The organism is Solirhodobacter olei (assembly GCF_004010155.1).
GTDB lineage: Bacteria > Pseudomonadota > Alphaproteobacteria > Rhodobacterales > Rhodobacteraceae > Solirhodobacter > Solirhodobacter olei.
Genome location: NZ_RRYH01000003.1, coordinates 167,426 through 190,575, shown reverse-complemented (window position 1 = coordinate 190,575; position 23,150 = coordinate 167,426). Strand labels below are relative to the sequence as shown.

General features: G+C 68.6%; 22 protein-coding genes. 6 read left to right on the top strand and 16 right to left on the bottom strand.

The genetic code is table 11. The annotated features are described in order from the left end of the window. The first annotated feature begins 5 nt into the window (after positions 1–5). Both EIP85_RS03145 and EIP85_RS03140 read left to right on the top strand, forming a co-directional pair. Complete coding sequence (locus EIP85_RS03145) at positions 6–2,051, top strand: capsular polysaccharide biosynthesis protein (RefSeq protein ID WP_127900692.1); 2,046 nt, start codon at positions 6–8, stop codon at positions 2,049–2,051. Positions 2,052–2,273: 222 nt separating this feature from the next. Next, positions 2,274–2,807 carry a hypothetical protein gene (locus EIP85_RS03140; protein ID WP_127900691.1) on the top strand — a complete coding sequence of 178 codons (534 nt, stop codon included), beginning with the start codon at positions 2,274–2,276 and terminating at the stop codon, positions 2,805–2,807. A gap of 24 nt (positions 2,808–2,831) precedes the next feature. On the opposite strand, the gene ribD is transcribed toward EIP85_RS03140, so the two are convergent. Both ribD and nrdR read right to left on the bottom strand, forming a co-directional pair. After that, positions 2,832–3,905 carry a bifunctional diaminohydroxyphosphoribosylaminopyrimidine deaminase/5-amino-6-(5-phosphoribosylamino)uracil reductase RibD gene (ribD, locus tag EIP85_RS03135; RefSeq protein ID WP_127900861.1) on the bottom strand — a complete coding sequence of 358 codons (1,074 nt, stop codon included), beginning with the start codon at positions 3,903–3,905 and terminating at the stop codon, positions 2,832–2,834. Between the two features lie 20 nt (positions 3,906–3,925). Next, the gene (gene nrdR, locus EIP85_RS03130) at positions 3,926–4,393 is read right to left on the bottom strand and encodes a transcriptional regulator NrdR (RefSeq protein WP_127900690.1); all 468 of its coding nucleotides are present in this window, start codon (positions 4,391–4,393) and stop codon (positions 3,926–3,928) included. A gap of 188 nt (positions 4,394–4,581) precedes the next feature. On the opposite strand from nrdR, the gene EIP85_RS03125 reads away from it, so the two are divergent. Continuing rightward, a complete protein-coding gene (locus EIP85_RS03125; protein ID WP_206615436.1) occupies positions 4,582–5,238 on the top strand; it encodes a 5-formyltetrahydrofolate cyclo-ligase in 657 nt (218 codons plus the stop codon). 9 nt (positions 5,239–5,247) lie between these two features. Here EIP85_RS03125 and EIP85_RS03120 read toward each other — a convergent pair whose 3' ends face one another. Further along, a complete protein-coding gene (locus EIP85_RS03120; protein ID WP_127900688.1) occupies positions 5,248–5,829 on the bottom strand; it encodes a hypothetical protein in 582 nt (193 codons plus the stop codon). A 176-nt stretch (positions 5,830–6,005) separates the two neighbouring features. Here EIP85_RS03120 and yghX point away from each other — a divergent pair, with 176 nt between their 5' ends. Continuing rightward, a complete protein-coding gene (gene yghX / locus EIP85_RS03115; protein WP_127900687.1) occupies positions 6,006–6,893 on the top strand; it encodes a YghX family hydrolase in 888 nt (295 codons plus the stop codon). Positions 6,894–6,974: 81 nt separating this feature from the next. On the opposite strand, the gene EIP85_RS03110 is transcribed toward yghX, so the two are convergent. From EIP85_RS03110 to EIP85_RS03055, 12 genes are all read right to left on the bottom strand, one after another. Next, positions 6,975–7,430: a GNAT family N-acetyltransferase gene (locus EIP85_RS03110; protein ID WP_127900686.1), complete on the bottom strand. Its 456-nt coding sequence runs from the start codon at positions 7,428–7,430 to the stop codon at positions 6,975–6,977. A 38-nt stretch (positions 7,431–7,468) separates the two neighbouring features. Beyond that, positions 7,469–7,882, bottom strand: a complete 414-nt coding sequence (locus EIP85_RS03105; RefSeq protein WP_127900685.1) for a secondary thiamine-phosphate synthase enzyme YjbQ — start codon at positions 7,880–7,882, stop codon at positions 7,469–7,471. A gap of 66 nt (positions 7,883–7,948) precedes the next feature. Next, positions 7,949–8,251 (bottom strand): putative quinol monooxygenase, encoded by a 303-nt coding sequence (locus EIP85_RS03100; protein ID WP_127900684.1) that lies wholly within the window; start codon positions 8,249–8,251, stop codon positions 7,949–7,951. Positions 8,252–8,401: 150 nt separating this feature from the next. Beyond that, entirely contained in the window at positions 8,402–8,677 is a 276-nt protein-coding gene (locus EIP85_RS03095) for an HlyU family transcriptional regulator (protein ID WP_127900683.1), read from the bottom strand. Positions 8,678–8,681: 4 nt separating this feature from the next. Next, complete coding sequence (rpoD, locus tag EIP85_RS03090; protein WP_127900682.1) at positions 8,682–10,688, bottom strand: RNA polymerase sigma factor RpoD; 2,007 nt, start codon at positions 10,686–10,688, stop codon at positions 8,682–8,684. Between the two features lie 87 nt (positions 10,689–10,775). Beyond that, complete coding sequence (gene dnaG, locus EIP85_RS03085; protein ID WP_127900681.1) at positions 10,776–12,740, bottom strand: DNA primase; 1,965 nt, start codon at positions 12,738–12,740, stop codon at positions 10,776–10,778. Between the two features lie 69 nt (positions 12,741–12,809). Next, the gene (locus EIP85_RS03080) at positions 12,810–13,955 is read right to left on the bottom strand and encodes an amidohydrolase (RefSeq protein WP_127900680.1); all 1,146 of its coding nucleotides are present in this window, start codon (positions 13,953–13,955) and stop codon (positions 12,810–12,812) included. A gap of 1 nt (position 13,956) precedes the next feature. Continuing rightward, positions 13,957–14,496 carry a sarcosine oxidase subunit gamma gene (locus EIP85_RS03075; RefSeq protein ID WP_241559875.1) on the bottom strand — a complete coding sequence of 180 codons (540 nt, stop codon included), beginning with the start codon at positions 14,494–14,496 and terminating at the stop codon, positions 13,957–13,959. Then, a complete protein-coding gene (locus EIP85_RS03070; protein WP_127900678.1) occupies positions 14,489–17,419 on the bottom strand; it encodes a sarcosine oxidase subunit alpha family protein in 2,931 nt (976 codons plus the stop codon). Before EIP85_RS03070 ends, EIP85_RS03075 begins: the two co-directional genes overlap by 8 nt. Then, a complete protein-coding gene (locus tag EIP85_RS03065) occupies positions 17,416–17,688 on the bottom strand; it encodes a sarcosine oxidase subunit delta (RefSeq protein WP_127900677.1) in 273 nt (90 codons plus the stop codon). The genes EIP85_RS03070 and EIP85_RS03065 overlap by 4 nt, the downstream gene beginning before the upstream one ends. 10 nt (positions 17,689–17,698) lie before the next feature. Next, positions 17,699–18,949: a sarcosine oxidase subunit beta family protein gene (locus tag EIP85_RS03060; protein ID WP_127900676.1), complete on the bottom strand. Its 1,251-nt coding sequence runs from the start codon at positions 18,947–18,949 to the stop codon at positions 17,699–17,701. Between the two features lie 335 nt (positions 18,950–19,284). Next, positions 19,285–19,770: a c-type cytochrome gene (locus tag EIP85_RS03055; protein WP_241559874.1), complete on the bottom strand. Its 486-nt coding sequence runs from the start codon at positions 19,768–19,770 to the stop codon at positions 19,285–19,287. Positions 19,771–19,830: 60 nt separating this feature from the next. On the opposite strand from EIP85_RS03055, the gene EIP85_RS03050 reads away from it, so the two are divergent. Together EIP85_RS03050 and EIP85_RS03045 are read left to right on the top strand one after the other, a co-directional pair. Further along, positions 19,831–20,214 (top strand): DUF302 domain-containing protein, encoded by a 384-nt coding sequence (locus EIP85_RS03050; RefSeq protein ID WP_127900675.1) that lies wholly within the window; start codon positions 19,831–19,833, stop codon positions 20,212–20,214. Positions 20,215–20,326: 112 nt separating this feature from the next. Beyond that, entirely contained in the window at positions 20,327–21,427 is a 1,101-nt protein-coding gene (locus EIP85_RS03045) for an alkene reductase (RefSeq protein ID WP_127900674.1), read from the top strand. Between the two features lie 81 nt (positions 21,428–21,508). On the opposite strand, the gene EIP85_RS03040 is transcribed toward EIP85_RS03045, so the two are convergent. Then, positions 21,509–22,936 (bottom strand): aminotransferase, encoded by a 1,428-nt coding sequence (locus tag EIP85_RS03040; RefSeq protein ID WP_241559873.1) that lies wholly within the window; start codon positions 22,934–22,936, stop codon positions 21,509–21,511. Positions 22,937–23,150 lie beyond the last annotated feature (214 nt).

Here is a 23,150-nt window from a genome sequence, read left to right as displayed (position 1 = left end):
GCCCGATGGCCCCGACCGATCCCAATCACGCCGCCGGGGAGCCCTCTCCCCGGCGGCTTTTCTGTTACACCGGCCGGATGATCCGCCCTGGCCGGATCCGCCGGATCCTGACACTCGCGGGCCTCACCCCCACCTTCGCCATCCCCAAGTCCGCGGATCTCGTCGGCACCTGGGGCCGCTCCCCCCTCGCCTGGCGGGGAGAGCGGATGTCGGAGCTGACCGGCGCAGAGCTGGTGCGAGTCGAGGATGCCTTCCTCCGCTCTGTCCGCCCGGGCCGCGCGGGCGACCCGCCGCTCGGGCTGATGATCGACCGGAGCGGGGGCGTACATTACGATGCTTCGAAACCCTCCGCGCTGGAGCGGCTGCTGGGGACCCACCCGCTCGACGACAGTGCGCTGATGGTTCGCGCCCGAGAGGGCATCGCCCGGCTGATCGCGGCGGATCTGTCGAAATACAACACCCACGACCCTGACCTGCCCGCACCCGACCCGGGCTACGTGCTTGTCGTCGACCAGACCCGTGGCGACGGCTCTGTTACATATGGCGGCGCCACCCCCGCCACCTTCCGCGAGATGCTGGTCTTCGCGCAGGAGGAGAACCCCGGCGCCCGCATCCTCATCCGCGCCCATCCCGAGACGGTGGCGGGCCTGCGCCCCGGCCACTACGGCCCCGAGGATGCCCAGGGCCGGATCAGCCGGCTGAGCACCCCCGTCTCGCCCTGGAAGCTCCTCGAAGGGGCGGTGGCGGTCTATACCGTCTCCTCCCAGCTCGGATTCGAGGCGATCCTGGCCGGCCACCGCCCGCAGGTCTTCGGCCAGCCTTTCTACGCCGGCTGGGGCCTGACCGAAGATCGCAACCCGCTGCCGCGCCGGACCCGGAAGCTGACCCGCGCGCAGCTCTTCGCCGGCGCGATGCTGCTCGCCCCGACGTGGTACGACCCCTGCCGCGACCGGCTCTGCGCCTTCGAGGAGGTGCTCGCCCAGCTCGAGGCCCAGACCCGCGCCTTTCGCGAGGACCGCCGGGGACACATCGCTTTTGGTATGCGGATGTGGAAAAGGCGGCATCTCATGCATGTCTTCGGCCGCCCGAAGCGGCTGCGCTTCGTCGACCGGCCCGGCCGTGCCCTCGCCCTTGCCCGCCGCTCCGGCCGCTCGCTGCTGGTCTGGGCCGGCAAGGAGGTCGCCGCGCTGCATGGCGACGTTCCGATCCTCAGGGTCGAGGACGGCTTCCTGCGCTCCCGCGGCCTCGGCGCCGATCTGATCCCGCCCCTCTCGCTGGTGGCGGACGACCTCGGCATCTACTACGACCCCGCGCGGGAGAGCCGGCTGGAACGCCTGATCGCCGAGGGACCGCCCCCGGGCGGCGAGGCGCGGGCGGAACGGCTGATCGCCCGGATTCTCCGCGACGGGATCAGCAAGTACAACCTCGGCGGCCAGTCCCTGCCCGCCCTGCCCGAGGGGCACCGCATCCTTGTGCCGGGGCAGGTAGAGGACGACGCCTCGATCCGGCGCGGCGCAGGCGCGATCGCGACCAACCTCGGCCTTCTCCGCCGCGCCCGGCTGGAAAACCCCGACGCGGTGATCCTCTACAAGCCCCATCCGGACGTCGAGGCCGGCCTGCGCAAGGGGGCCGTGCCGGAGGCGGAGCTACGGCGGCTGGCCGATCTCACCCTCTCCCACGCTGACCCCGCGGTGCTTCTCGGCCAGGTCGACGAGGTGTGGACCATGACCTCTGCGCTTGGCTTCGAGGCGCTGCTGCGCGGGGTGAAGGTGACCTGCCTCGGCACGCCCTTCTACGCCGGCTGGGGGCTGACGCGGGACCTCGGGCTGGTGCCCGCGCGCAGGCAGGCGCGGCCTTCGCTCGCGGCCCTCGCCCACGCCGCCCTGATCGCATACCCGCGCTATTTCGACCCGGTGTCGCGCCTGCCCTGCCCGCCCGAGGTCGCCATCGACCGGCTTGCCACCGGCTGCCTGCCGCGCCCCGGCCCGCTCAACCGGAGCCTTGCCAAGCTGCAGGGCCTTTTCGCCGGCGCGGCCTGGATCTGGCGCTAGATTACGGGCCAATCGGACGGCTGCGCGGCGCTGGATTCGGCCTTCTGCGAAAGAACCCCTGGATTTCCCGAAGCTAACCCAACACATTGATAAATAAAGTATAGCTATGCCCGTTATCGGATAACAGGCGGCTGATATTGGTTGCTCCGGCGGGTTTGATTAGGTGTTTCCCATCACAGCCGCCGTCCCAGTGCGGCGCAGGTTCAACGAAGGAGAAACACGATGTTCAGTGCGAAGCTGCACCCCAAGGCCATGATCGCTTCCGCCCTCGTCGCGGCCACCGCCGCCGGCACGCTTCCCACCGCCGCCCAGGCGCAGGGGGGCGACATCACCAGGGGCGTGATCCTCGGCCTCGTCACGGGCTATGCGGTCAACCAGATCATGCATGCCCAGCACCCGCAGGGCACGGTGGTCCAGTCGACCTCGAACTACCAGCCCGCCTACGTGCCGCAGCGCTATGTCGAGGAACCGGCCCCGGTCCGCTACCAGCCTGCTCCGACCTACACCCCGGACCCGGTCTATGCCCCGTCCACGATCTCGCCGCAGCAAACCGCCTTCGTCAGCCAGGAGCGGAAGGTCCGTCTGTCGATCCAGTACCAACTGATGCGGGACGGCTACTATTCCGGCGCCATCGACGGCCTCTGGGGCCCGGGCACCGAGGATGCGCTCTACCATTACGCGCAGGCAAACAACCAGGTCTCGATGCTGACCACGAAGCACTCGACCGAGCGGCTGTTCTCGCAGATCCTCCGCTAAGAGGGCTGCGAGGCGCGCCCCTGGCTAGGGGCGCTCCCAGACCTGCATGACATCACCGCCCAGGGCGCGGTGATCGACAAGCCGGAAATGCGGGGCCTCCGCCAGGGGGCCTCGCGGCAGCGCACCGAGCGCCGGACGCCCCTCCGACCCGAGCGCGAGCCCGGCCGAGAAAACCACCAGCCGATCGACAAGCCCCGCCCCGAGAAGCGAGGCGGCAAGCGCCCCGCCCCCCTCGCAGAACACCCGGGTAAGACCTGCGGCACCAAGCCCCCGCAGCGTTGCCAGCGGATCGAGTCCGCCACCGGCGGACCCGACCGGCACCAGCCGCGCGCCAAGCGCCTCCCAGCCCTCCGCGTCTGCCGGTTCCGTCGCCTCCGGATCGTGCAGCAGCCAGAGCGGCACCTCCCGCGCGCTTGCCGCTAGGCGGCCCTCTCGCGAGAGATTCAGACCGCGGCTCGCCACCAGGCGAACGGGCTGCGGGACGTCCCCCATTCCGCGCACATTCAGCATCGGATCATCGGCCCGCGCCGTGCCACCACCGACCATCACGGCGTCATGCTGAAGACGCATCGCATGGACGGCGCGCCGCGCCTCCGGCCCGGTGATCCAGCGGCTCTCGCCCGAGGCTGTGGCGATGCGGCCGTCGAGGCTCAGCGCCAGCTTCAGCGTCAGCATCGGCCGGCCCTTGGTGATGCGGGTCAGGAAACCGATCTGCGCCCGCCGCGCCACCTCTGCCTCCACGCCTTCGGTGACGGCGATCCCGGCGGCGCGCAGGATGGCATGCCCGCCGCCCGCGACGCGCGGATCGGGATCGGTAAGCGCGGTGACGACCCGGGCCACGCCGGCGGCCACCAGCGCCTCGGCGCAGGGCGGTGTCTTTCCGTGATGGGCGCAGGGTTCGAGCGTGACATAGGCCGTGGCCCCGCGCGCCGCCGTGCCGGCCTGGGCCAGGGCCACCACCTCGGCATGGGGCCGCCCGCCCGGCTGGGTCCAGCCCCGGCCGACGACGCGGCCGTCCTTGACCAGCACACAGCCCACCGCCGGGTTGGGCCACGTCCGCCCAAGCCCCCGAGCGCCCAGCCCGAGGGCGTGGCGCATGTGGCGGGCGTCTTCGGGGGTCACTCTTCCGCGCCGGCCTGCGGGCGCAGCTCCTGCACGAACTTGTCGAAGTCGTCCACGGCCTGGAAGTTGCGGTAGACCGAGGCGAAGCGGACGTAGGCGACGGTGTCGATCCGCGCCAGCGTCTCCATCACGATCTCGCCGATGGTCTTCGACGGAATGTCGGTCTCGCCCATGCTCTCCAGCCGCCGCACGATGCCGGAGATCATCTGGTCAATCCGCTCCGGCTCGATCGGGCGCTTCTGCATCGCGATGCGGATCGAGCGTTCCAGCTTGTCGCGGTCGAAGTCCTCGCGCTTGCCGGAGGTCTTGATAACCACGAGGTCGCGCAGCTGCACCCGCTCATAGGTGGTGAAGCGCCCCCCGCAGGCCGGGCAGAAGCGCCGGCGACGGATGGCCACATGGTCCTCGGCGGGACGCGAGTCCTTCACCTGGGTGTCGATACTTCCGCAAAACGGGCAGCGCATAACCTCTCCCTCGGGGGCGATCCGTGGATTTCCACAGGGACTATAGGCGACCCTCCACAGTTTGGGTAGAGGCTTGAGGGGGCTACAACATGCCACGGGCCAGCGTGTCGCGCCCGGCACACGCCCGGACGCATTCCGAGACGCGCGGGCGGCGGTCCCCGGGCAGGATGCGCCGGACTGGAGGAAAGATGAGCGAACCGAACACCCCCGCCTCCTCGCCCTGCCTTCTGGGCGAGCTTCCACCCGAGGCCGGCGGCCTGCCGGACGCGGAGACGCGGCGCGACGTGATGCGCTGGCGCAAGGCAGAGCGCGCGCGGCTGATCGCGCTCCGGCAGGCGCTGCCGGTGGCGGCCCGCGTTGCGGCGGACCGGGCGCTGGCGGCAGAGCTCGACGCGCGGCTTGGCACGCCGGGCGGCGCCACGATCGCGATCACGTGGCCGTTCAAGGGCGAGCCGGACCTCCGCGCGTGGGCCGCCGCCCGCAGGGAGGGTGGCGACCGGATCGTCCTGCCGGTGGTCGTCGAGAAGGGCGCGCCTCTGATCTTCCGGCTGTGGGAGGAAGGCGCCAGGCTCGCCCGCGGCGTCTGGGACATCCCCGTACCGCCACCCGAGGCACCGGAGGTGACGCCGGATGTCGTCCTCTCCCCCGTCGTGGGCCTCGGTGCGGGCACCTACCGCCTCGGCTATGGCGGCGGCTTCTACGACAGGACGCTGGCGAGGCTCCACGCCCGCGGCCACAACCCTCGGACCATCGCCATCGGCTACGCCTTCCAGGAGATTCCGACGATCTTTCCCCTGCCGCACGATGTGGCCCTGGGCGAGGCGCTCCTGGTTCCCTGCTCCTGACCCCGCCTCTCAGATCCCGGCGACGATCCGCGCCATGATGACGATGATCGCCACCTGCATGAGGCCCTGCGCGGCCACGGCATAGAAATAGCCGCTCATCAGCCGGCCGATCTTCGCCCCATCGGGCTGCTGCTTCTGCAGCTCGAAGCAGACCCGCAGGTTGGTCGGCAGCAGATAGCCCAGCCCCTGGATCGTCATCAGCGTCACCAGCACCAGCGCGCCGTAGATCCAGCCGATCTGCGGCCAGGCAAGATCCGTGTAGCCGAGGTCGGAAGCAAGGAACCACCCTGCCGTGCCGGTGATGATCGCCAGCGTCGGCATCGCGAAAAGCATCTTCGGCGTCAGCCTGAGCAAGACCTGCTTGCGCGCGGCCACATCCATGCTCCTGAGGATCGGCCCCAGAACGAAGCCCATGAACAGGTCGATCCCCGTCCAGAGGACGCCGCTCATCACATGAACCCAGTTGAGAAACCAGATATCCTGGCTGACGATGGCGGCGACCATCACCGCCAGCGCCAGCGCCACATACCAGAGGTATTCCAGACGGATCAGCCGCACCGGTGCGGCCGGCGCTTCCGCAATGCTCGCCATATCGGCGCCCCCCTTCTTTCCCGCGGCCACGATACACCGGGTCCGCCGCAATACAACGGAATGGGTCTGCAGGCCGGCCGCGCGACTTGTCGCCGATCCCCTCCGGCTTGCGCGGGATCACCGGGGCCGCAGGGGCTTCCATGATATCCTGTGGCCTCCCGAAGGAGGACGAAGCGATGACCCGTCTGACTGCGAAGGACTTCGATCAGGATCTTCTCGACCTCTACGATTATTACGCCCACGGCCTGATCACCAAGCGCGAGTTCCTCGACCGCGCCGGCAAATGGGCCGTCGGCGGGCTGACCGCAGCGGCGATCCTGAAGATGTTGAGCCCGGATTACGCCCTGGCCGAGCAGGTGTCCTTCACCGACCCGGCGATCCATGCGACCTACGAGACCTACGACTCCCCGAACGGCAACGGCGCGGTGCGCGCCTACCGGGTGAAGCCCACCGCCGGCGGGCCGAAATACCCCGCCGTGGTGGTGGTTCATGAGAACCGCGGCCTCAATCCCTACATCAAGGATGTGGCCCGGCGCGTCGCCAAGGCGGGGTTTCTCGCGCTGGCGCCGGACGGGCTGAGCTCTCTCGGTGGCTACCCCGGCAATGACGAGGACGGCGTGGCGCTGCAGAAGCAGGTCGACCCGGTGAAGCTGATGAACGACTTCTTCGCCGCGGTAGAGGTCCTGATGAAGGATCCGGAGTCGACCGGCAAGGTCGGCATCGTCGGCTTCTGCTACGGCGGCGGGGTCTGCAATGCCGCCGCGGTCGCCTACCCCGAACTTGCAGCCGCGGTCCCCTTCTATGGCCGTCAGCCGAAGACGGAGGACGTTGCCCGGATCCGGGCCCCGCTGCTTCTGCACTACGCCGCGCTCGACCAGCGGATCAACGACGGCTGGCCCGCCTACAAGGCCGCCCTCGACGCCGGCCACAAGACCTACGAGGCCTTCATCTACGAGGGCGTGAACCACGGCTTTCACAACGACACCACACCGCGCTACGACCGCGCAGCGGCGGAACTCGCCTGGGGGCGCACCACGGCCTGGTTCAGGAAATACCTGACCTGAGGGGATGAGAGGCCGGCGGCAGCGGCCGCCTGCCCTCAGGTCCGCAAGGGGAAGCGTGGGAAAAGGAAGACACACACCGGATCAAAGCGCGATCACCATCCTCGGCAGGCGGCGGCCCGGCGTCGCCTCCGAGAGGGCCCAGCCCTGTTGCTGGCCACCCATCGCCTCGTAGAAGGGCACGGCGTTGGGGTCGGCCAGGGCCTCCAGCCGCGTCGCGCCATGCGCTCGGGCACAGTCCATCACCCAGGCCATCAGCGCCCGCCCGATCCCGTGGCCGAGCGCCTCCGGCGCGACGAAGATCTTGTCGAGATCCGCCACCGTCCCGGCCACCGTCACCTCAGCAGTGCCGAGTGGCAGATCCCCCGTCTCGGCCAGCACCACCCATCCGGCGCCGAGACTGGTTTCGGAGATCGTCAGATACGGACGGCAGCGCGCCATGAAATCGGCATCATAGCCCCAATGCGCCTTGGAGCGCAGGCAGAGCGTGGTCAGGCCGGGACAGTCTTCCGGCCTCGCGGGGCGCAGGGCGAAATCCATGGCGAAAGCCTGCCACGTCCGCCCTGATCCGCCAAGCCTCAGCCGGCGAAATGCGCCGCGATCTGGCGCCGGTGCGGCGCGGCGCGATGCTCCCAGAGATAGATCCCCTGCCAGGTGCCAAGCGCCATCCGCCCCGCAAGGACCGGGATAGACAGGCTGACCGGCAAGAGCGCCGCCTTGATATGGGCCGGCATGTCGTCCGGCCCTTCGGCCCGATGCGTCAGGTAGCGCATCGCCGGGTCATCGGCGGGTGGCGCCAGCCGGCCAAGGAAGGCCGCAAGGTCGCGCTGCACCGAGGGGTCGGCATTCTCCTGGATCAGGAGCGAGCAGGAGGTGTGGCGCAGGAAGAGCGTCACCAGCCCGTCCCCCCCGCCGGAAAGCCAGCCCGCGACCTCGTCGGTGACCTCGTATAACCCCGCCCCGCGGGTCGCGATGGTGAATTGGGTCTGCATGGAGCGACCCTACCCCGCCACGCGCCCGGGCGCGAGGGGGTGGGCCGGAAGGTCCGGCGCCATCGCTTACATAACGCGGTGAACCGCAACTTCGCCCGACCAGGGTTCGGTCACCCCGCGCCCGCCGCCGAGATCTTCCAGCAGCGGCCGCAGCCGGTCGAGATTGCCGATCATCACCGGCCGCGCGGCCACCATCGCCTCATGGCTCGCCCATTCCCCGACGACGATATAGTCACGCTCGCCAGAACGGACGATCCAGAAGTTGGAACAACCCTTCATGCCTTTGGTGTCGAATTCCCTGTGCAGCTTCAGGAACTCGGCATCCTTGCCGGGCTTCACGCGCATATGCACCACGTTCATCGCAGTCATCGCAGCCTCCCTGCGCTCACGATGTCGTGATCATAGCATGAGCCGGCCCGAGTCGTCGCAGGCAGGCGCAAGCGAGCGGGCCCGCGCGCACCCGGCCTCAGCGGAGAATGGCTTGCTGGAGGTCTGCGGCCCCGGGCGAGATCTTCCGCCCTAGCGAAAGATACTTTCGCCCTGCTCGTCGATCATCTGGCGTGCCTTGCGCAGCGACATGCTGCAGGCCTCGTCATGGCTTTCGACAACATCGGCGCGGATCAGCTGGTGCTGCTTGATCTCGCCGCCCACTTCCTTCTCGATCCGCGCGGCAATGCGCCAGCGTCCGCCGTCCTTGACCGGCTCGGGATAGATCGCGAAGCCCTCATACTCCTCGGGCTTCGCTTCGGGGGTTTCGGACGGCTTGCTGCCGAGAAGGCGGGAAAGCAGGGACATCGCGCTATTGGTCCAGGAATGACCGCAGCTTGCGCGACCGGCTCGGGTGCTTCAGCTTGCGCAGCGCCTTGGCCTCGATCTGCCGGATCCGCTCGCGGGTGACGGAGAACTGCTGGCCAACTTCTTCCAGCGTGTGGTCGGTGTTCATGCCGATGCCGAAGCGCATCCGCAGAACCCGCTCCTCGCGCGGCGTCAGGCTTGCCAGAACCCGCGTCGTCGTCTCCTTCAGGTTTTCCTGAATGGCGCTGTCGAGCGGCAGGACGGCGTTCTTGTCCTCGATGAAATCGCCGAGCTGGCTGTCCTCCTCGTCGCCGATGGGCGTCTCAAGGCTGATCGGCTCCTTGGCGATCTTCATCACCTTGCGGACCTTCTCGAGCGGCATCTGCAGTTTCTCGGCCAGCTCTTCGGGCGTCGGCTCGCGGCCGATCTCGTGCAGCATCTGGCGACCGGTGCGGACCAGCTTGTTGATCGTCTCGATCATGTGGACCGGGATGCGGATGGTCCGCGCCTGGTCCGCGATCGAGCGGGTGATCGCCTGGCGGATCCACCACGTCGCGTAGGTCGAGAACTTGTAGCCGCGGCGATACTCGAACTTGTCCACGGCCTTCATCAGGCCGATGTTGCCTTCCTGAATGAGATCAAGGAATTGCAGCCCGCGGTTCGTGTATTTCTTGGCGATGGAGATGACGAGGCGAAGGTTGGCTTCCACCATCTCCTTCTTGGCCTGCCGGGCCTCCTTCTCGCCCTTCTGCACCTGGTTCACGATGCGGCGGAATTCGGAGATGTCGACGCCAACGTATTGGCCGACCTGCGCCATCTCGGCGCGCAGGTCCTCGACCTTGGAGGCGGATTTCTCGATGAAGGCCTGCCAGCCGCGGCCGTCCTTCTCGCCCATCCGGTCAAGCCAGGTCGGGTCGAGCTCGTAGCCGCGGTATTCATCGATGAACTCGCGGCGGTTGATGCGGGCCTGGTCGGCCAGCTTCACCATCGAGCTGTCAATCGACATGATCCGGCGGTTGATCCCGTAGAGCTGATCGATCAGCGCCTCGATCCGGTTGTTGTGGAGGTGCAGCGAATTCACCAGCTCCACGATCTCGCTGCGAAGCTTCTGATAAGCCGCCTCCGCCTCGATCGAGAAGGTGCCGTCCTCGTTCAGCGTGGCCGACATCCGCAGGTCCTGCATCTCGGCCAGCTTGGAATAGTCGCGCGCGACCACCTCCAGCGTCTCAAGCACGCGCGGCTTCAGCGCCGTCTCCATCGCGGCAAGAGACATGTTGGACTGGTCGTCGTCCTCCTCGTCGTCGTCGCTGCGGGCAAGCGGGTTGCCGTCGGCGTCGAGCTCCGGCTCGGAAGAGGCGTTCTTGCGATTGGCGGATTGCTGCGAGGAGGAGACATCGACCCCCTCAAGCCCCCCGGCACCCTCCATCTCCTCGTCCTCGTCCATCGAGCGGCCGAAGGTCGTCTCGAGGTCGATGACGTCGCGAAGCAGGATGTCTTCGCTCAGAAGCTCGTCGCGCCAGATGGTGATGGCCTGGAAGGTCAGCGGGCTTTCGCAGAGCCCGGCGATCATGGTGTTGCGGCCGGCCTCGATCCGCTTGGCGATCGCGATCTCGCCCTCGCGGCTCAGAAGCTCGACCGAGCCCATCTCGCGCAGGTACATCCGCACCGGATCGTCGGTCCGGTCGAGCGTTTCGGAGGTCGTGGTGGCCACCGCCACCTCGCGCGAGGTCGAGACCTCGACGAGCTCGCTGGAGCCCGAGTCCTCGCCCTCCTCGGCCTCCTCGTTCTCGATGACGTTGATGCCCATCTCCGAAAGCATCGACATCACGTCCTCGATCTGCTCGGACGACACCTGTTCCGGCGGCAGAACCGCGTTAAGCTGATCGTAGGTGATATAGCCCCGCTCGCGCGCCTCGGCGATCATGCGCTTGATCGCGGTCTGGCTCATGTCGAGAGAGGTTTCCTGCTCCTGCTCCTCGGTCTTCACGTCGTCGGTGTCTTTGGCAGCCATGGATACTCCTCGCGAAGGGCCGAATCAGCGCGCGCATTTCAGCCGGTTTAGCGAATCATTAGTGCGAATCACAGGGGCGGAAAGGCGTCAGCCCTTTTTCTTTACCCAAACTTCGGCATCGATCAGGCTCTGAAGGTGCGCAGACAGCGCCGCACGGTCCTCGCCCAGATCGCTTGCGTCCTCCTGTTGCGCCCGTCCGGCGCGGTTTCTGGCTTCGGCGGCCTGACTCAGCCGCCAGGTCACGCCCTCGTCCGCCAAACCGGCCAAGTCCTCGGCCGCATGGGCAATCTCACGCTGCGCGCCGCGCGCGGCGGCGAGCTTTGCAATCTCCTCGGTCAGACATTCGGCAGCCGTTTCGCTACTGACAGAGGCGCGGAGGGGCGGCGCGATCTGCACATGGGGAAGCGCGAAGAGCCGATCAAGCTCCGCACCGGCCTCTGCCGTGATTTTTTGCCGCAAGACCTCCGGATCGGCCAGATCGGCGTGACGCAAGAGCGCGTCGCGCAGCCGATCATGGCCGGGGCCGGCAAAGTCGAGCCGGTCGATCTTGTCCTCGAAGCGGTGGATGAGGTCCGGATGGCGAATGAGCGTCGCGAGGATCACCGCCTCGAGCAGTATCTCGCCCACGGTATCGGCGCCCGCGGCCAGGAGCGAGCCGCGGGTGCTCGCCAGCGGCGCGATCTGCACCGGCTCCATCCCCCGCCCGCCGCCGCGGCGTCCGGTTCCTCCCTGCCGGCCCTGTCGCGGGGCCGAAGGGCCGCGTGACTGGCCGAACAGCTCGAAGCGCAGCCTCTTGAACTCTTCGCCGTAATGTCCGCGGATCGACGGGTCGCGGATTGTCTTCAGCGCCGCGCGCAGCCGCTTGTCGAGCGCCGCGCGCCGTTCCGGGCTGTCGAACACCTGGCCTTCCGTCTCGCGCCGCCAGAGCAGCGCCGCCATCGGTTCAGCCGAATCGAACGCCTTCTGCAGCGCAGCCCGCCCGCCGGGGCCGCGCAGGATCTCGTCGGGGTCCTTGCCCCCCTCCATGATCGCGAAGCGCAGCCCCTGCCCCGCCTCGATCAGCGGCAGTGCCAGATCGACCACGCGCTGCGCGGCCCTGAGCCCGGCCGCGTCGCCGTCGAGCGCGATCACCGGCTCCGGATGCATCCGCCAGATCAGCCGCAGCTGATCCTCGGTCACCGCGGTGCCGAGCGGGGCCACGGCCGCCTCGAACCCGCCCTCCACCAGCGCGATCACGTCCATGTAGCCCTCGGCCACGATCAGCTGCTGGCCCTTGCCGGCTGCGTCCCGCGCGGGGCCGTGGTTGTAAAGGCTGCGGCCCTTGTCGAAGAGGGCCGTCTCTGGTCCGTTAAGGTATTTCGCCCGCGCGTTCGGGTCGAGCGCCCGGCCACCGAGGCTGATCGCCCGGCCCCGCTGGTCGCGGATAGGGAAGATCACGCGGCCCCGGAAGCGGTCGAACGGATCGCCGCCGTCGTCGGGCTTGATGGCGAGGCCTGCCTCCACGATCAGCGTGCCATCGACGCCCTTGCCGCGCAGATGCTGCCAAAGCGCGTGGCGGTTGTCGGGCGCATAGCCGATCTCGAAGGCCTCGCGCGAGGCCTCGGGCAGGCGGCGGCGGTCGAGGTAGTCGCGCGCCACGGCGCCGGCGTTGGAGCGGAGCTGGAGCCGGTAGAACTGCACCGCCTGCTCCACCACATCGGCGAGGCGCGTGCGCCGATCGGCCTTCTCGGCGGCCTTCGGGTCCTGCGCCGGCACCGGCAGCCCGGCCTCGCGGGCCAGCAGTTCCACCGCCTCCATGAAGGACATGTTCTCGCTGTCCTTAAGGAAGGTCAGCGCATCGCCCTTCGCATGGCAGCCGAAGCAGTAATAAAACCCTTTGCGGTCATCGACATGGAAGCTCGCCGTCTTTTCCTGATGGAACGGGCACGGCGCCCAGTAGTCGCCCTTCGCCTGGTTCGAGCGGCGCATGTCCCATGTCACCTTGCGCCCCACCACGTGGCTGAGGCTGACGCGGGCGCGCAATTCGTCGAGGAAACCGTTCGGGAGACTCATGGGGGAAATATCCCCCCCGGGGCCGCGCAAGTCCAGCCGCTCAATCCGCCCTCCGCACCGGCCCGGCGGTCAGCCGAGCAGATCGCGGATGGTGCGCAGGAAGACGCGGGTCGCGGGCTCGATCAGCGCGTCGGGGAAATCATAGTCGGGATTGTGCAGCGCCGGCGTCCCCTCGCCCGCGCCGAGGTAGAACATCGCGCTCTTCGCCACCGCACCGAAGCGGCCGAAATCCTCCGATGCCCGGAACGGCAGATCGCCCGAGACCCGCGCCAGCCCCTCGTCTGCGATCGCCGCGGAAAGGCGGTCGGTGGCCTCGGCATCGTTATCGCAGGCCGCGAAGTCGTCATGCAGCGAGATCGAAAGGCCAAGCCCGTCCTCCGCGGCAGCATCCCGCGCCGCGGACTCCGCCCCGGCCATCAGATCAGCCATCGCGGCGTCGGTCTGGGTGCGCAGCGTGGCCCAGACCTCGGCCTCGCCCGGGCTGATGCCGTGGGCCGGCTCGCCGATACGTGCATGGGTGACGGTCACCAGCCGGAAGTCCGGCCCCAGCGCCCCGCCCGGCCCGAGTGCCGTCAGCGCCGGGATCAGCCGCGTGACGGCCCGCGCCGGGCTGACACCGGCCTCCGGCTCCGCTGCGTGCGAGGTCCGTCCGGTAAGCCGGATCCTCAGCCCGCGAGAAGCGCAGTTGCAGGCCCCGGGCCCCAGCAGGACCGCGCCAAGCGGCAGCCCCGGCATATTGTGAAGCGAAAACGCCCAATCCGGCCTGAGATCCGCGAAAGCAGGATCAGCCAGCACCGCTGCTGCGCCCGATCCATCCTCCTCCGCCGGCTGGAACATCAGCACGACCCGTCCCCGCGCCGGCCGCTCCCGCGCCAGCGCGCGGGCGAGGCCGATCAGGATCACGGAATGCCCGTCATGCCCGCAGAGATGGCCGACGCCGGGCACTTCGGAGCGGTGAGGGCTGTCCGAAAGCTCCTCGATCGGCAGGGCGTCCAGCTCGGAGCGGATAAGGACGGTCGGCCCCGCCTCCGCCCCCTCGAAGACCGCCGCCACGCCATGCCCGCCGAGCCCGGTGACGACCCGGTCCGGCCCGTCACCCAGCGCGGCGACCACGCGGCGCGCGGTCTCCGCCTCGGCGCCAGAGACCTCGGGGTGGCGGTGCAGATCGTGACGCAGTCCGACCAGCTCTCCCAGATCGCTGTTGGTAAGCCTCATGTCAGCCCCGCGCCGCCACGGCACGCATCGCCTCGCCGATCTCATGCACGGCTGTATGGGCCATCGAGCGGAAGACGAAGATCTCGAATCCCGCGCCGGCGCGCAGGATGACCGACATCATATGGCCAAGCGCGGTGCGCACCACCGCCCCCTCGCCGAAGACCGCGGGCCGCAGGTCCACCGCGACCTTCCGCGCAAGCACCCGCTCCGCCTCTGGCCCGTCAAGCCGAAGGACGGCCCAGCCATCGCTCTGATCCGTCAGCGCCGCGATGCCCGCCAGCGGCGCGGGATCGGCGCCGATCAGGAAAGCCTGCCCCCGCCCGGTCCAGACGATCCGCGCCTCACCCTTGGAGATAACGGTATTGGGCGCCGGGAAGGCCAGCCCATGCGCCTTCTTCAGCGCCGCGCTCACCGCCTTCTCCTTGCCCGCAAAGGGCGCGACAGAGGTGATCCGCGCCACGCCGGCGTCCGAAAGCGTGAACGGCCCCGCGCTCAACGGAACCAGCCCCTCGAGCGGGGATGTTGCCAGAAGCTCAGCCACGCACCTTCTCCCCTTCCGGATCGAAGAACACCGGGTCGGTGATCTCGCACAACACCTCGGTCTTCCGCATGTGGTCGACGAGGCGGATGGTCTCGCCATGCCGCGCCCGGCCGTTCACCACGAAGGCGAGACCCAGCCACGACCTCAGCGTGGCCGAGTAGCAGGCCGAGGTGACATAGCCCTGGTCGAACTCACGCTTGGCCGGGTCGGACTTGCGGAAGAGATGCGCGCCCGCCCCGATCTCGCGCTCCGCATCGAGCGGGCGGAGGCCGACCAATTGCTCGCGTCCTGCCCCCAGCAGCCCCGGTCGCGCCGCCGCCGCCTTGCCGATGAAGTCCTTCTTCTTGCTCATCATCTTCTCGAGGCCGACATCGAACGCAGTGGTGCGGCCATGGATCTCCGCGTGGGTCAGAAGCCCCTTCTCAACGCGCAGCACGTTGAGCGCCTCCATCCCGTAGGCGCCGCCCCCCATCGTCTCCGCCCGCGCGACGAGGTCGCGGAAAAGCGCCGCGCCGTAGCGCGCCGGCACCGCGATCTCATAGGCATGCTCGCCCGAGAACGAGATACGGAACAGCCGCCCCGCCACGCCGGAAACCGAGACCGCGCCACAAGCCATGAAGGGCCAGGCGGCCGGGTCGAGCTTCTGGTCGAGGACCGAGTTCAGCAGGTCCCGCGACCTTGGACCCGCCACGGCGAACTGCGCCCATTGCTCGGTGACCGAGATGAAGCGCACGTCCCAGGACGGCCGCAGCGCCTGATGCACGAATTCCAGATGCCGCATCACGAGGCCCGCGGCCGCCGTCGTCGTGGTCATCAGGTAGTGGTTCTCGGCCAGGCAGGCGGTCGTACCATCGTCCATCACATGCCCGTCCTCGCGCAGCATGAGGCCGTAGCGCACCCGCCCCGGCTGCAGCGTGGAGAAGGTGTTGGTGTAAACGAAATCGAGGAAGCGCGCGGCGTCCTTGCCCTGGATGTCGATCTTGCCCAGCGTCGAGACATCGCAGACCCCGACCCGGCCGCGCACGTTGTGAACCTCGCGGTTGCAGGCGCGGCGCCAGTCCGTCTCGCCCATCCGCGGGAAATAGGAGGGGCGGTACCAGAGCCCGGCCTCGATCATCGGCGCGCCACGCTCAACGCTGGCCTCGTGGCTGGTGGTGAAGCGCTGCGGCGCGAAACCCGCGGCCCGCCCGCCCGCGCCCATCGCGGCGATGGAGACCGGGACATAGGGCGGCCGGAAGGTCGTCGTTCCGGTCTCGGGGATGCCGCGCCCGGTCGCATCGGCCAGCACCGCCAGCGCGCCGACGTTGGAGTTTTTGCCCTGGTCCGGCGCCATGCCTTGCGTGGTGTAGCGCTTCATGTGCTCGACACTGCGGAAGTTCTCCTGCGCCGAAAGCCGGACGTCCTTCGCCGTCACGTCATTGGCGAAGTCGAGCCAGGCCCGCCTCTCGCCCGGCACCACCCAGAGGGGGGAGATATCATAGGCGCCGTCCTCGGCTTTGGGTGCCGCGATCTTCGGCGCCTTCTGCCCGATGGCCTCCAGCGCCGCGCCGGCCGCGCGCAGCCCGTCCTCAAGGCAGCCGGCGGTCGAAAAGACCCCCGCCGCCGCGCCGCAGGCATGGAGCCCCGGCACCGCGCCATCGACCGGCACGAAAGCCGCGATCTCCGGCCGCCAGACCGGGCGGGAGTTCATGTGGCAGGTCAGATGCAGCGTCGGATTCCAGCCGCCGGAGACGGCGAGGCAGTCCGCCTCCACACGCCGCTCGCCGTTCTGGTCGCGGACCGAGATCCATTCGAGCCCCCGGCGCCCGTGCGTTCCGGTCACCTGCGCCCCGCGGTAGAGCCTGTAATCCCCGAGCGCCGGCGCATCCGGCCGGCTGTCGATCACGGCGGCGACCTCTATGCCCGCCGCGGTCAGTTCGTCCGCCGTCTTCCGCGCGTCGCCGTTGTTGGTGAAGATGGCGACCGACTTTCCCGACGCCACGCCCCAGCGGTTGAGATAGGCGCGCACCGCGCCCGCCATCATCACGCCCGGCCGGTCGTTGTCGGCGAAAGCAATGGGCCGCTCCAGCGCGCCCGCCGCCAGCACCGCCTGCTTTGCCGCGATCCGCCAGAAGCATTCCCGCGGCCGCTCGCCCGGCTGGGCCAGATGCAGCCCCACCCGCTCCAGCGCGCCAAATGTGCCGTGGTCATAGGCCCCGGTCACAGCGGTGCGGGTCATCAGCCGCACGTTGGGCATGGCGTCAAGCTCTGCCAGAACGCCCTCCGCCCAGTCGCGCCCGGGCCGGCCGTCGATCTCCACCGTATCGGCCAGAAGGCGGCCGCCCATCCGGCTGTCTTCCTCGGCAAGGATCACATCCGCCCCCGCCCGCGCGGCCTCCAGTGCCGCCATCAGGCCCGCCGGGCCGGAGCCGATCACGAGGAGATCACAGAAGGCAAAGGCCTTCTCGTAGATCCCCTCGTCATGCTTGCCCGACAGGCTGCCGAGCCCCGCCGCGCGGCGGATCGCGGGCTCGTAAAGCCGCTCCCAGAAGGCGCGCGGCCACATGAAGGTCTTGTAATAGAACCCCGCGCCGAAGAAAGGCGCGAAGAGGTCGTTCATGGCCAGAAGGTCATAGCGCAGCGAGGGCCAGCGGTTCTGGCTGCGCGCCTCGAGCCCCTCGTGCAACTCCTGCACCGTGGCGCGGACGTTCGGCGTCTGCTGGCCGCGCTCGATGACCTCGACCAGCGCGCTCGGCTCCTCCGAGCCCGCCGTCATCACCCCGCGCGGGCGGTGATACTTGAAGCTGCGCCCGACCATGCGCACGCCGTTCGCCAGCAGCGCAGAGGCCAGCGTGTCGCCCTGAAAGCCGGTATAGGACCGTCCGTCGAAGCGGAAGTTCAGCGCCGTCTTGCGGTCGATCAGCCCCTTGCCATCGATCCTCACTTGCCGCCCTCCTGCACGTCGGAGACCAGCTTTACCGATCGGATCTCATGGGTGATCGTCGAGCGCTCCACCACCAGCCAGGCCGAACAGCCCATCTCGTGATGCCACAGGTCGCGGGTGATCCCAGCCGGGTTGTCGCGCAGGTGAAGGTAGCTGTCCCAGGCCTCGGGCGCCGCGCCCTCGCCGGGACGGCGCAGATAGTCGTCGGCGCCGTAATAATAGAACTCGCGCCGGTCGCGTTCGCCGCAGAGGGGGCAGGTTATCCGCATCTCGGCCTCCTCAATGCAGGTTGTGCTGGCTTCCGGTGCCTTCCTCGTCGAGGAGGTGTCCGGTCGCGAAACGGTCGAGCGTGAAGCGGCGGGCGACGGCATGGCTCTCGCCGGTGGCCACCAGATGGGCCATGCACCAGCCCGAGGCCGGAACCGCCTTGAACCCGCCGTAGTTCCAGCCGCAATCGAGGAAGAGCCCCTCGACCGGCGTCTTGTCGATGATGGGAGAGCCGTCCGGCGTCATGTCCATGATCCCGCCCCAGGAGCGCAGAACCTTGGCGCGGCCGATCATCGGCATCAGCGTCATGCCGGCCTCCATCACATGCTCGACCATCGGCAGGTTCCCGCGCTGCGCGTAGGAGGCGTAGAAGTCCAGATCGCCACCGAAGACGAGCCCGCCCTTGTCCGACTGGCTGATGTAGAAATGGCCCATCCCGAAGCTGATCACATGGTCGATGCAGGGCTTGAGACCCTCGGTCACGAAGGCCTGCAGGATATGGCTCTCGACCGGCAGCCGCATCCCCGCCATGGCAGCGACCTGGCCGGACCGGCCGGCGACGATCATCGCGACCTTCTTGGCACGGATCGGCCCGCGCGAGGTCTGCACCCCGCGCACGCGCCCGTGCTCGATGTCGATCCCGGTGACCTCGCAGTTCTGGATCAGGTCGACGCCGCGGCTGTCGGCCCCGCGCGCGTAGCCCCAGGCCACCGCGTCATGCCGCGCTGTCCCGCCGCGCGGATGGTAGAGGCCGCCGTAGATCGGGAAGCGCGTCTGCTCGAAATCGAGATAGGGCAGATGCTCGCGCACCCCCTCGCGGTCCAGCAGGATGGCGTCGTCACCCTGGTTCACCATCGAGTTGCCGCGCCGCACGAAGGCGTCGCGCTGGCCGTCGGAATGGAAGAGGTTGATCAGCCCGCGCTGCGAATGCATCACGTTGTAGTTGAGTTCCGCCTCCAGCCCCTCCCAGAGCTTCAGGGAATGGCTGTAGAACTCGGAATTGCCCTGCAGGAAGTAGTTCGCGCGCACGATGGTGGTGTTGCGCCCCACGTTGCCGCCGCCGAGATAGCCCTTCTCCAGCACCGCGACATTCGTGATCCCGTGGTTCTTGGCGAGGTAATAGGCCGTCGAGAGACCGTGCCCGCCGCCGCCGATTATGACCACGTCATACTCTGCCTTCGGCTCAGGCTCGCGCCAGGCGGGCCGCCAGCCCTTGTTGCCGAAGAGCCCCTCCCGGATCACCCGAAGGCCCGAATATCGCATTCCGCCGCTCCCTCTTTCGGGGCCAGTCAACCGCTCCGGCGTCCGGTTTACAAGCCGTCCCGAGCCGAAACCTCGCCCGGCTGCGACAGATTGGGTCGTTTCCGCTCCGAGACCACAGCGGAGGCTCCCCGCGACGAAACCTTCTGTTAACCTTGGCGCCCGCATCCGCAGGCTTGGTCGCGAAATAAATGTTTGCTCAAAAAACTTAGGATCGGGACGAGGCGAAGCGCCGCCTCAACGGCGAAATGCACGGCCTCGGCTTCGCCGATCTGGCGGCGTTCGACTGGGTGCCGGCCGTCGTGGCAGAGGCCCTGCGCCGGGCGCTCGGGCTCTGATCACTTCGCCGGGGCCTGCAGATGCTCGACATAATCGGCCAGCGCGACGAGCTGGATCGGCGTCGGCGTCACCACGCCATTGCCGGTATCCACCAGGACGTTGGGCCCGGTCAGCAGCGGGTCGAAAACTGGCATCACCTGGCCGCCGTGCTTGCCCGATCGGGTGAAGCCGTCGATCCAGTCCATCACCTTCACCCTCGGGAAGACGCCGCCGTTCCGCGCCGCGATCCGGCTCAGATCTGCCGGCTTCCGCGCCAGCCCCACGGCCGCAGGTCCGTCGCCCCGGCCATCCGCACCATGGCATCCAGCGCAGAAATCGTGGTATAGACGCGCCCCGTCCGCCTGCGGCACGGGTTGGCAGGCAACCAGCCCGGCAACCGCCGCCATTGCCGCCGCAACGCCCAGCACCCTCAGCATCCAAGCCTCCCAAGCCACCACGAACTCATCCTCGCCCAACTCCCCGCAACCCACGTTGATCCATGTCATGCCGCCGTCAGCCGTTCCCGTTAGACAGGAGGGCGCCGGCCCATCCCACAGGAGGATCCCATGAACTACACGATCACCCGCCGCATCCCCGCCAGTCTCCCCGCCGTGGAGCCCCGCGTCCGCGATGCGCTGAAAGCCAAGGGCTTCGGCGTTCTGACCGAGATCGACGTCGCCGCCACCATGAAGGCCAAGCTCGGCGAGGACATGCCCGGCTACCGCATCCTCGGCGCCTGCAACCCGAAGATGGCCTTTGCCGCCATCGGGATGGAGCCGCAGATCGGCGCCATGCTGCCCTGCAACGTCATCCTGCGCGAGGTCGAGGGCGAAACCGAGATCGCCGCCATCGACCCGGTCGCCTCGATGCAGGCGGTGCCCAACGACAAGCTGAAGACGCTCGCGGCCCAGGTCCGGGACCTCCTGGCAGAGGCGGTCGCGGCGGTCTGACGCCCCGCCGGGGGTTGAATTCCGAACGAAACGGTTCATCTGTTGCGCCGGACGTGCCGGACCCGGCACGCGACACTCGAAGACCCCAAGACCGCAGGATACAGGAAACAGAATGACCGCTGCCAAACTGTTCACCCCCGCCCGCTTCGGCGCGCTGGAGCTTGCCAACCGCGTCGTCATGGCGCCGCTGACGCGCAACCGCGCCCGCAAGGAAGACGACGTGCCGGGCCCGCTCGCCGCCCGCTACTACGCCCAGCGCGCCTCCGCCGGGCTGATCATCACCGAGGCATCGCAGATCATGCCGGAGGGCAAGGGCTACGCCTGGACGCCCGGCATCTACAGCCCCGCCCAGATCGAGGGCTGGAAGAAGGTGACCGAGGCCGTCCACGCCGAGGGTGGCAGGATCGTGATCCAGCTCTGGCACGTCGGCCGGATCTCGCACACCCTCCTGCAGCCGAACGGGCAGGCGCCTGTCGCCCCCTCGGCCATCGCCGCCGAAAGCCGCACCTTTACCGGCGAGGGCTTCACCGCGACCTCCACGCCGCGCGCTCTGGAGCTTGAAGAGATCCCTGGCATCGTCGAGGCCTATGCACAGGCCGCCCGGAACGCCATCGAGGCCGGCTTTGACGGGGTCGAGATCCATGGAGCCAACGGCTACCTGATCGACCAGTTCCTGCGCGACGGCTCCAACCACCGGACCGATGCCTATGGCGGATCGCTCGAGAACCGCTGCCGCTTCCTCTTCGAGGTGGTCGAGGCGGTGACCGCGGCCATCGGCGCCGACCGCACCGGGCTGCGCCTCTCGCCGATGTCGCCCGCAAACGGCATCCACGACAGCGACGCGATGGCGCTCTTCACCCATGCGATCAAGGGGCTGAACCGCTTCGGCCTCGCCTATCTCCACATGGTCGAGGGTGCGACGCAGGGCAGCCGCGAAACCCCGAACGGCACCGAGATGGCCGATCTGCGCGCCCTGTTCGAAGGCCCCTACATCGCCAACAACGGGTACACCCGCGAGATGGCGATCGAGGCGGTTGAAGACGGCCGCGCCGACGCCGTGGCCTTTGGCCGCCCGTTCATCGCCAACCCCGACCTCGTCGCCCGGCTGAAGGCCGACGCCGCCCTCGCCGAAGGCGACCGCGCCACCTACTACGGCGGTGCGGCGGAAGGCTACACCGACTACCCGACGATGGCGGAAACCGCCCCGGCGTAAGCCATCATCCGGCCCGGCCCTCGACAGACCGGGGGCCGGGCCGCTTCCAGGGCCGTACCCGTCCGCGCGCCGGGACGGCCCCTACCCGCGCCACAGCCCGTCGCGGGTCAGATCGTCCATCGTCGCGCGGATCGAAGCGTCCAGGATCTCCACCATCCGGTCGATCTGGTCCGTGGTGATCGTCAGCGGCGGCGACATCACGCACATCTGGATCAAGGGCCGCACCAGCAGCCCCCGCTCCTGGCAGTGCCTGTCGATCCGCTTGCCGACCTCCAGATCCAGCTTCAGCGGCGTCCGCCCCGCCTTCTCGGCCACGCATTCGATGCAGGCCATCAGCCCCATCCCGCGCACCTCGCCGACCAGCGCATGATCCTCCAGCCGCTTCAGCGCCGTCTGGAAGTAGACCGCCTTCTCCTTCACCTCGTCGAGCAGCCCGCCCTCGAGGATATCCAGCGTCTTCTGCGCCACCGCGCAGCCGATTGGATGCGAGGAATAGGTCAGGCCATGGGCAAAAGCCGCCTCGGGGTGGTTCGAAGCCCTCAGATCTTCCAGAAGCCGGGCCGAGATCATGGCGCCGCCAAGCGGGAAATAGCCCGATGTGACCCCCTTGGCGAAAGTGATCATGTCGGGCTCGATCCCGAAGACCTCGCCCGAGGCGAAGACGCTGCCAAGCCGCCCGAAGCCGGTCACCACCTCGTCGGAGATGAAGAGGATGTCGTTCTGCCGGCAAAGCGCCTGCATCCGCTTCAGGTAGCCCTCAGGCGGCACCACCACCCCGCCCGAGGCGAGCACAGGCTCGGCCACGAAGGCGCCGATCTTCTCGGCCCCATGGCGCTCGATGGCGGCGCGGAACTCCTCGATCAGACCGTCGGTGAACGCCTCGACGCTCATGCCCGCAGGGCGGCGGAACGGATCCGGGCAGGACAGGCGGATCACTCGGCCGGTCTCGGAATCCATCCAGTCCTGATCCCGCGGCCGGCCGTTCAGCGAGCCCGCGAGATAGGTCGATCCGTGATAGGCACGGTCCCGCGTGACGATCATCTTCTTCTCGGGCCGGCCCTTCACGTTGTTGTAGAAAAACATGAAGCGCAAAGCCGTCTCCACCGCAGAGGAGCCGCCGGTGGTGAAGAAGACATGGCTCAGGTCCCCCGGCGCATGACCGGCAAGCCGGCCCGCCAGCTCCACCGCGGGGGCAGAGCTGGTGTACCAGGGCGAGTTGTAGTCGAGCGCCATCGCCTGGTCCGCCATCGCCTGGGTAAGCTCGCGGTTGCGGTGGCCGAGGTTGACGCACCACATCCCCGCCGGCCCGTCGATCAGCCGCCGTCCGGCCTCGTCAGTGACGTAGATCCCTTCGCCGTCGCCGATCATGTCGAGCGCGGCGGTGCCGATCTTTCCCGCGCTCGCCCAGGGCGCCAGCAGATGCGCCCCGGCCTCCTGCCGCAGCTCCGCCATCTCCTGCCCGAAGGCCTCCGCCGGTTGCCGGTTCGCCGCCATGTCGCGCTCCATCATCAGATTTGATTCGGAAATGCGCCAAACAAGCGCATGATATATCTTATCTTTGAGACATAGCATTGAACGCACGTTCAATCAATGGCGGGTGCCAGCGCCTACTCCCGGCCCGAAACCGCGAGGCAAAGCCCCACCGGGCCAGCGCCCGTCTGCCCCCAAGGGCGGGCACCGCTCCTCGGCCGCAGATAGCCCTCCCGTAGGGTGCGCATTCATG

Excerpts from the sequence above, each read along its gene's own strand:
- EIP85_RS03145 (WP_127900692.1), top strand. The coding sequence starts at position 6 with ATGGCCCCGACCGATCCCAATCACGCCGCCGGGGAGCCCTCTCCCCGG.
- EIP85_RS03140 (WP_127900691.1), top strand. The coding sequence starts at position 2,274 with ATGTTCAGTGCGAAGCTGCACCCCAAGGCCATGATCGCTTCCGCCCTC.
- ribD (WP_127900861.1), bottom strand. The coding sequence starts at position 3,905 with ATGCGCCACGCCCTCGGGCTGGGCGCTCGGGGGCTTGGGCGGACGTGG.
- nrdR (WP_127900690.1), bottom strand. The coding sequence starts at position 4,393 with ATGCGCTGCCCGTTTTGCGGAAGTATCGACACCCAGGTGAAGGACTCG.
- EIP85_RS03125 (WP_206615436.1), top strand. The coding sequence starts at position 4,582 with ATGAGCGAACCGAACACCCCCGCCTCCTCGCCCTGCCTTCTGGGCGAG.
- EIP85_RS03120 (WP_127900688.1), bottom strand. The coding sequence starts at position 5,829 with ATGGCGAGCATTGCGGAAGCGCCGGCCGCACCGGTGCGGCTGATCCGT.
- yghX (WP_127900687.1), top strand. The coding sequence starts at position 6,006 with ATGACCCGTCTGACTGCGAAGGACTTCGATCAGGATCTTCTCGACCTC.
- EIP85_RS03110 (WP_127900686.1), bottom strand. The coding sequence starts at position 7,430 with ATGGATTTCGCCCTGCGCCCCGCGAGGCCGGAAGACTGTCCCGGCCTG.
- EIP85_RS03105 (WP_127900685.1), bottom strand. The coding sequence starts at position 7,882 with ATGCAGACCCAATTCACCATCGCGACCCGCGGGGCGGGGTTATACGAG.
- EIP85_RS03100 (WP_127900684.1), bottom strand. The coding sequence starts at position 8,251 with ATGACTGCGATGAACGTGGTGCATATGCGCGTGAAGCCCGGCAAGGAT.
- EIP85_RS03095 (WP_127900683.1), bottom strand. The coding sequence starts at position 8,677 with ATGTCCCTGCTTTCCCGCCTTCTCGGCAGCAAGCCGTCCGAAACCCCC.
- rpoD (WP_127900682.1), bottom strand. The coding sequence starts at position 10,688 with ATGGCTGCCAAAGACACCGACGACGTGAAGACCGAGGAGCAGGAGCAG.
- dnaG (WP_127900681.1), bottom strand. The coding sequence starts at position 12,740 with ATGAGTCTCCCGAACGGTTTCCTCGACGAATTGCGCGCCCGCGTCAGC.
- EIP85_RS03080 (WP_127900680.1), bottom strand. The coding sequence starts at position 13,955 with ATGAGGCTTACCAACAGCGATCTGGGAGAGCTGGTCGGACTGCGTCAC.
- EIP85_RS03065 (WP_127900677.1), bottom strand. The coding sequence starts at position 17,688 with ATGCGGATAACCTGCCCCCTCTGCGGCGAACGCGACCGGCGCGAGTTC.
- EIP85_RS03060 (WP_127900676.1), bottom strand. The coding sequence starts at position 18,949 with ATGCGATATTCGGGCCTTCGGGTGATCCGGGAGGGGCTCTTCGGCAAC.
- EIP85_RS03055 (WP_241559874.1), bottom strand. The coding sequence starts at position 19,770 with ATGACATGGATCAACGTGGGTTGCGGGGAGTTGGGCGAGGATGAGTTC.
- EIP85_RS03050 (WP_127900675.1), top strand. The coding sequence starts at position 19,831 with ATGAACTACACGATCACCCGCCGCATCCCCGCCAGTCTCCCCGCCGTG.
- EIP85_RS03045 (WP_127900674.1), top strand. The coding sequence starts at position 20,327 with ATGACCGCTGCCAAACTGTTCACCCCCGCCCGCTTCGGCGCGCTGGAG.
- EIP85_RS03040 (WP_241559873.1), bottom strand. The coding sequence starts at position 22,936 with ATGATGGAGCGCGACATGGCGGCGAACCGGCAACCGGCGGAGGCCTTC.